The following is a 7,503-nucleotide window of genomic DNA, read 5'->3' as shown; positions in this document are numbered from 1 at the left end:
AGGGCGCGCAGGATCAGGAACGCGAAGAACCCGCACACCGCGTAGGCGATGACCAGGGACGGGCCGGCCGCGTTGAGGCGGCCGCCGGCGCCCAGGAACAGGCCGGTACCGATCGCGCCGCCGATCGCGATCATCTGGATCTGCCGGGGCTTGAGGTTCTTGTGGTAGCCCTTGTCCTCCGCGTGCAGGGAGGTCTCGGACGCATGCGCGTGACCACCATCAATCAGGTGGTCGGGAAGGGGAGTATTTGTCATTGGTGTGTCCTTCGGAGCAGGTGGGGACTACTTGCTGAGGTTTGCCAGGCGTTCGGGGCTCAGGAGGTCCAGGAGCTGGGCGTCGGTGAGGAGCCCGTGTTCCAGAACGAGCTCGGCCACGCCCTTGCCGGTGGCAAGTGCTTCCTGCGCGATGGCAGTGGCGGTGGCGTAGCCGAGGTGGGGATTCAATGCGGTGACCAGGCCGATGGACTGCTCCACGGTGCGGCGCAGGTGGTCGGTGTTGGCGGTGATTCCACTGATGCAGCGGGCCGTGAGGGTGCGGCAGGCTGCTTCGAGGTGGGAGATGCTCTTGTGGAGGCTGTGGACAATGATCGGTTCGAAGGCGTTGAGCTGCAGCTGCCCGGCTTCGGCGGCCATGGTGATGGTGACGTCGTTGCCGATGACCTCGTAGGCCACCTGGGAGACCACTTCCGGGATGACCGGGTTGATCTTGCCGGGCATGATGGAGGACCCCGACTGGACGGCCGGCAGGTTGATCTCGCCGAAGCCGGCCCGGGGGCCCGAGGAGAGGAGGCGGAGGTCGTTGCAGATCTTGGACAGCTTCACTGCCACGCGCTTGAGGACGCCGGAGAGGTGGACGAACGCGCCCACGTCCTGGGTTGCTTCGATGAGGTCGACGGCGGTGACCAGCGGCAGTCCGGTGATTTCCGCCAGGTGCCGGCAGGCTGTGTCGGCGTAGCCGGCGGGGGCGTTCAGGCCAGTGCCGATGGCGGTGGCGCCCAGGTTGATCTCGTGGATCAGCAGTTCGGCCTCAGCCAGGCGCAGCCGGTCCTCGCCGATGGTCACGGCGTAGCTGCCGAACTCCTGGCCCAGGGTCATGGGTACGGCGTCCTGCAGCTGGGTGCGGCCCATCTTGACCACGGTGCGGAATTCCATGGCTTTGGCAGCGCAGGCATCCTCGAGTTCTTCGAGTGCAGCCAGCAGCTCACGGGCGGCGAAGATGGTGCCCAGCTTCACGGCCGTGGGGTACACGTCGTTGGTGGACTGGCTGAGGTTGACGTGGTCGTTGGGGTGAAGCCGCGCGTAGTCGCCTTTGGGGTGGCCCAGGATCTCCAGGGCCCGGTTGGCGATGACCTCGTTGGCGTTCATGTTCGACGACGTCCCGGCACCGCCCTGGACCACGTCCACCACGAACTGGTCGGCAAGGCGTCCGGCCATGACATCCTGGCAGGCTTGCTCGATGGCTTCGGCGCGTTCGGCATCCAGCAGGCCCAGCTCGCGGTTGGTGCGCGCGGCGGCCAGTTTCACGGCGGCAAGGCCCCGGACCAGGTGCATGTTGGAGGAGAGCTTCTGGCCGGTGATGGGGAAGTTTTCCACGGCCCGGAGCGTGTGCACGCCCCAGTAGGCGTGCGCGGGCACGTCCCGGTCGCCGAGCAGGTCGTGTTCGGACCGGACGTCTGCGGTGGTTTGGGTGATGGTCATGGGGTCCTTACGGGGCGTCGTTGTCGGGTTCGGACAGTCGTTATGCGGATACAGGAGCAAGGAAATCAGTGGCCAACAGCCGGCCCACCTCGCGGCCGCCGCCCAGTACCGGGGCGGTGGCGATGCCGGCGAGCTCGTCGGTGTCGATGTCCAGTGCCTCCAGCAGGCGGACGGTGGCGGGCATCCGGGCGCGGTCGCCGCCGTCGGAGATCTTGACGGCCACGGCGCTGCCGGAGGGCAGGCCCACCAGCTGCACGCCCTCAAAGCCGTCCTTTGCCACGGTGCCGGGCAGCAGGCGCATCAGTGCGGTGACGTCGCGCCCCTCGCCGGCCACCATCTCGGGGTGCTGCTGCATGGCGAGGCCGACGACGGCTTCCGGGCTGCCGTCGTCGTCCGCCGCAGCCTTGGCAATCCGGCCGAAGGCGCGGGCCATGCCGCGCAGCGTGACGGCGAACAAGGGGGTGCCGCAGCCGTCCGTGCTCGCGGCGGCCGGCTCTTCGCTGGTCAGGTCGATGACCGTTTGCGCCACGAGCCGCTGCAACGGGTGGGATGGGTCCAGGTAACCCTTCACAGGCCAGCCGTTGATTTTGCAGGTGGCCACCATGGCGGCGTGCTTGCCCGAGCAGTTCTGGGCGATGTGGGTGGCGCTTCCGCCGGTGCGCAGCCAGTCTTCCCGTTCGGCGGTGCCGTAGGGGAGGTCAATGCTGTTCTCCAGGTCCGCGGGGGCCAGTCCGTGCAGTTCGAGGATTCGCAGCGCACCGTCGCGGTGTGCTGCCGCGCCCGAATGGCTCGCGGCGGCCAGTGCCAGCAGGTCTGCCGGAAGTTCAAGGCCCGCGCGGACCATGGCCACCGCCTGGAGCGGCTTGAGCGCAGAGCGGGGGTAGAACGGTGCCAGGGGATCGCCCGCGGACGCTGCCACGGAACCGTCAGCCGCGAGGGCAATGGCGGAGCCGTAGTGGATGCTTTCCACCAGTTGGTCGCGGATGGCCGCGACCAAGGGGGCATGCTGCGGAAGGGTCACCCCGGCCGGGGCAGCGGTGTGGGCAGCAGAAAAAACGGGGGAGGGCATGGGGTCCTTGGGAAGGTCGGTTGGATCTTGCTAGCTGTTAAGGATGGAGTCCAGGGCTACGCCCACGGCTTCGAGATGGTGGGCCATGGCGGCACGGGCTTTTTCCGCGGAGCCGGCTTCGATGGCAGCGAGGATTTCCTGGTGCTCGATGTCTGAAGCGTGCTGGCGGTCTGCCACCATGTTCAGGGTCTCGGATTGGTGCGCAAGTGCGTCCCGGATGTCAGCCACGACTGTTGCGAACACCTTGTTGCCGCTGGCGCGGGCAATCGTGGCGTGGAAGCTGGAGTCCAGGGCCACCCACGATTCCAGGTCGGTTTCGGTGGACATGGCGCCCATGATGTGGCGAAGGGTATCGAGTTCTTCTTCCGTGCGCCGCTCAGCGGCAAGTCCGGCAGCGGGGATTTCGATGTGGGGGCGGGCTTCGGTAAGGTCGCGGGCGGAGTACTGGCCCAAGGTGAGGTCATTTGCCACCTTGTTGGCAATGACGAACGTGCCCTTGCCGGTGCGGGTGACGGTCATGCCGAGGGCGGTGCACGAGCGGAGGGCCTCCCGGATCACCGAGCGGCTTACTCCGTACTGCTGGGAGAGTGTGGCCTCTGAGCTGAGTTTGCTGCCAACCGGGATGTTGCCGGACTCGATGTCCCCGCGGATGGCGTTGAACACCGCCTCGGCAGCGCTTAGCCGGGCAAGGGGACGGAATGCAGGCTGTCCTGCTGTCCGGCTGTCTGACAGGTTCACGCCTTAAATATGGCACTGGTCACAGTTTGCTGTCAAACCTTGCTCATGAATTCGGGGCGCTGTCCCGCCGTCGGCCTGCCGGGCGCCGCTGCTGCCTCCGGAGTCGTGAGCGGAAGTGCCAGACGGCGAGTGCCACCACTGCCACGGCGGCAATGACGAGGGCGAGGTCTTGTCCCACCGCTTTGGCGACGGCCTCGTAGGAGTTGCCGGCGAGGTACCCCAGAAGGACGAAGCCGATGCCCCAGACCAGGCCCCCTGCCGCGTTGTAGGCAAAGAACCTGCCGTAGGGCATGCGGGACGTACCTGCCAGGGCGGGCATGACGGCGCGGAAGAAGGCGGTGAAGCGGCCCAGGAAAACCGCGGAACCGCCCCTGCGGCGCAGCAGGTCCTGGGCGTATTCCAGTTTTGAAGCATGGCGGGCGAGTGCCTTGGTTTTCACGAGGCGGCTGCCCAGGTGCTTGCCCACCTCGTAGCCAACAGTGTCGCCAATGATGGCAGCGGCCACCACCAGGGCCATCATGACGCCAAGCTGCACTTCACCGCGGCTGGCCACCACTCCACCCAGGACAGCTGCGGTTTCGCCCGGGATGACGAAGCCGACGAACAAGGCGTCCTCGGCGAACACGAGGCAGAAGACGGCAATGTACGCCACCAGCGGGCTGACGTTCAGGAGGCTGTCAATGAAGCCCGACATGGCAGCGGGTCAGGCTTGGCACGCCGGGACGGCGATCCAGTGCCGAAGCTGGGGGAGGGCCGCCATGCGCACGGCCGCGGCGTCCGCTTGGGACGCCGCCCCGGGGGAATGGTTGGTACGGGACGTCAAGGTTCAGCCTGGTTCTATCGCCGGTCAGGGTTCCTATGAGTATGCACCCGCATGGCTGAAAGAAACCTGTAAATCTGCCATCCCCGTTATCTCCGAAGATGGGTTTGGGGGGGGTCAGCATGGCCGCCACGTCTTACCGCCCGGCGCATAGCAGCGTGGGCCGGTGTACTTGGTGGAGGGGGCAGGAGGAACGTATGGCTGCGGCGCCGGCGCGACGTAGGGCGCTGGGATTGGTGCTGGTGCCGGAAGACTGCGCAGGCGTTCCGCCTCAGCCGCCGCTTTCCGGGCTGCTTCGGCTGCTGCGGCTTTTGCAGCAGCCTCGGCCGCCGCGGCCTCTTCCGCCATCTTCTTTTCCGCGGCAGCCCGCTCTTCTGCCGCTTTGCGTTCAGCGGCCGCCCGGGCTGCAGCCGCCGCCCGCTCCTCCTCGGCTTTCTTCTCCGCCGCGGCCAGGGTAGCTTTCAGGGCCTTTGTATCTTCTGCTTTCGCTTCTGCGGCGGAGATCTTTTTGTCGAGGTTGGATACGTGCTTGGCCAGCACGACAGTTGAAAGGCCAGCCCAGAAGAGCGCCCGCTCTGTCGCCTTGTCACCGTTCAGGATCTTGCGCAAGGCCTTGGCCGCTGCCACCTTGGCGGCGAGTACGCCTGCCGCAGTACCTGCCGCGGCGGAAGTAGTTGCCGGCGAAGCCGCGGTGGCGGTTTCCAGTCCTTGGGTCGCCTCAGCCAACTGGGCTGGAAGGGTGCAGCCAATGCCCTCCGAGAAGAGGCCGGTCTTTGCCGCCCTGGCCTCTTCGTATGCCGCTGTCACGGGCGGGAGGAACCTTCTGTTGCCGCCATACTCGACTGGAATTCCCAGTCCCTGCTGCGCAATTTTGGCATTGACCAGGGAACCGTCTGCGGTGAAGACGCCGGCGAGAGTCCGGCCGTACTTGTCGTGACGCTCGGCGTCGAACTCCAACCTAACCTGGGTTCCCTTCGGCAGCAGGCCCTCAAGATACTTTGAGGCCTCCGGGCCGAGGCATTCGACCGGCTGGTTCGGGTCCTTGGTTTCAGGGGTGTCGATGTTCAACAGGCGAATTGTTTGGTCGCTGTTGTTGATGGAAACCACCAGTGTGTCCCCGTCGATGACGCGGACAACAGTGCCGTTGCCGGCGTTGGCAGCTGCACCCGCAGCGAACGATCCGGCGACCAGGCCCGTTGTCAGCAACGACGCGATGAGTATCTTCTTCATGCCAAGTTCCCCCGATTTAAACCAGGAAACGAGGCTGTTCAAAGGCATACCTCGGAGATTCCTGAGTGTTTACTCCACCAATGCTGGAGATGGAGGGGCAAGAATGCATCAAGGGCGGATCAAGGAGGGCGCAGTTTTATCGAATACGGGCAACCCCGGGCCTAAAGGTGCTGAATGCCCGCCCGCTGCATCGCGTCGCGGTAAGTTTCGACGCTCTTGGTGAGCAGCTCTTCCTGTTTGGCCTCGGAAACAGCAAAGGCCCTGCCGCCGAGGGCGGAGGCCTTATAGATCTTGATGCCGCTGTTCTTCAACGATGAGTGGTAAGTCTTCTCAAAGAGGGTCAGGAACGTGGAAGCGTCCGTACCGTGCGCGATGATGGCCGAAACGCGGGAATTTATTTTGAGGAACTGGCGGAACGGGCGGAGGCCGTCGGTCTTTTCCTGGACACTCAACGCCGAGGGGCTGCCACTCTCCCGCACCCAGGGGTAGGCATTCCACGGCATGACGTACCGGGGATCCAGCTCGGCGAGTTCATAGATCTGGGTGGCCCTGCGGGCAGCCTCGTCATCATTGTTGTGGGAGACGAACCCGGATTCGGTCCCCTTGCCGGGGCTCGCCTGGAGGCTGATGATTCTGCACTCGTCTTCGTCGTGGACGGGGTCGATGTAGGGGACATTGGAACCGGGCTTCTTTTCCATCAGTTCATCGCAAAGTTGGGTTACCTTCGCGATATTCGGTTCCTGTAGCAGGGCCTTTTTTTCGTCCCAATCAATCGTCACGATTACTCCCTTGGCAGCGAGGCGTCCAGAATCAGGCGTCCTATGTCACTCTACGCTTCCCCGGGTAGGGGTGGGCACACCAGATTTTGGGGAGACGTCCAGGTTGCTTCCGCCCGCTGCCGGTTGGCCTAGTGCCGTCCGCGCAGGTGCTGGTTTTGAAGTTCATCGAGCTGCTCATCTGTCAGATCATCGAACGCGCCGGCTTCCCTTTTGTCACTGCGCGAGAAGCGGATGAACATGAGAATGATCAACGGCAGGTCCAGGACCTCGCAGATGAACCACAGCAGGTTCCCGGCGAACTGCTGGTCTTGAAGGGCGTCCCGGAACCACCATTGGGGATTGGAAACGGACATCACATGGTCGAGTACCTGGCCGTTGAGGCTCAACAGGATGCCCGGGACCGCGTCGATCAGCAGCTCGATGAATACGAACATGAATTCAAGGGTCAGGTAGGCGCTGGACCGCTGGAAGTCGGATTCTTCGATGATGGGCAACGCCATCAGCATTCCCAAAAGAGGTACTCCAAGGGTGAGCAGCGCGCCGGCCACGGGGTCGGTCCGCAATGTGAAGAAGGCCGGCGTGAGGAAAGTGGAGAAGAGTGCCAGGCCCAGCAGCGGCGCACCGAATGAGTTGCTCACGAATCGAACTGGCCTGCTGGACAGGACTTTGTCCAAGGCCGACTTGCCCTTGGGGGCCAATGCTGCCCGGGCAAGGGTGAGGGGTTTGCCAAGCCCGATCAGCAGGGGCACAACAAACAGCAGCAGGGATATTTTGAGGGTGAACGCCCACCGTTGCTCAGCGCCGTAAACCCCGGTAAAGCCGCAGGTAAGGATGGTGAACGAGCCCAGGCCCAGGACGTAGAACGCTACCGCCCGCCACACCGGCCACCGATGGCCGCCGAGTGCGGCGGACCGCATTCCCCACCCGTACAGGATGCCGGTCACCGCGACGAAAGCTGCAGCGGCCCAATCGAGTCGCCAGGAGGAAAGGAGGATCTCAAGGGGTGGCACGGGCCAATGCTAGGCGTCGTTCCTGAGAATGGCCTGACTGGTTGCCGTGTGCCGGGATTTGGCATATCGGAGCGCCGGGGAAGGGTGGGGCGGTGGAGTGGTAGGTGTGGCCGGTGGGGGTGGTGGTTGCGACGATATGCCGCTGTCCCTGGATGGTTTG

The 7,503-nt window shown here is 64.7% G+C and carries 7 protein-coding genes and 1 pseudogene; all 8 read right to left on the bottom strand.

All coding sequences use genetic code 11. From position 1 onward, the window contains the following. Positions 1-254, bottom strand: a pseudogene (locus PV772_RS22650) (L-asparagine permease); the annotation flags it as partial. Positions 255-281: 27 nt separating this feature from the next. Further along, the gene (locus PV772_RS22645) at positions 282-1,697 is read right to left on the bottom strand and encodes an aspartate ammonia-lyase (RefSeq protein WP_141182740.1); all 1,416 of its coding nucleotides are present in this window, start codon (positions 1,695-1,697) and stop codon (positions 282-284) included. A 40-nt stretch (positions 1,698-1,737) separates the two neighbouring features. Next, positions 1,738-2,766 carry an asparaginase gene (locus tag PV772_RS22640; RefSeq protein ID WP_347887657.1) on the bottom strand — a complete coding sequence of 343 codons (1,029 nt, stop codon included), beginning with the start codon at positions 2,764-2,766 and terminating at the stop codon, positions 1,738-1,740. 30 nt (positions 2,767-2,796) lie between these two features. Further along, entirely contained in the window at positions 2,797-3,504 is a 708-nt protein-coding gene (locus PV772_RS22635; protein ID WP_347887656.1) for a FadR/GntR family transcriptional regulator, read from the bottom strand. A 43-nt stretch (positions 3,505-3,547) separates the two neighbouring features. After that, positions 3,548-4,198, bottom strand: coding sequence for a DedA family protein (locus tag PV772_RS22630; RefSeq protein WP_141182737.1), 651 nt, complete (start codon positions 4,196-4,198; stop codon positions 3,548-3,550). A gap of 243 nt (positions 4,199-4,441) precedes the next feature. Then, positions 4,442-5,554, bottom strand: coding sequence for a thermonuclease family protein (locus PV772_RS22625; protein WP_168223192.1), 1,113 nt, complete (start codon positions 5,552-5,554; stop codon positions 4,442-4,444). A 161-nt stretch (positions 5,555-5,715) separates the two neighbouring features. Then, on the bottom strand, positions 5,716-6,333 hold the full coding sequence (locus tag PV772_RS22620) for a uracil-DNA glycosylase (RefSeq protein ID WP_141158974.1): 618 nt from the start codon (positions 6,331-6,333) through the stop codon (positions 5,716-5,718). A 128-nt stretch (positions 6,334-6,461) separates the two neighbouring features. Beyond that, entirely contained in the window at positions 6,462-7,343 is an 882-nt protein-coding gene (locus tag PV772_RS22615; RefSeq protein ID WP_347887655.1) for a cytochrome c oxidase assembly protein, read from the bottom strand. Between the last annotated feature and the right edge of the window lie 160 nt (positions 7,344-7,503).

Source organism: Pseudarthrobacter sp. CC12 (assembly GCF_039907755.1).
In the GTDB taxonomy this organism is placed as follows: Bacteria; Actinomycetota; Actinomycetes; order Actinomycetales; family Micrococcaceae; genus Arthrobacter; species Arthrobacter niigatensis.
This window is presented reverse-complemented; position numbering and strand designations above follow the sequence as displayed.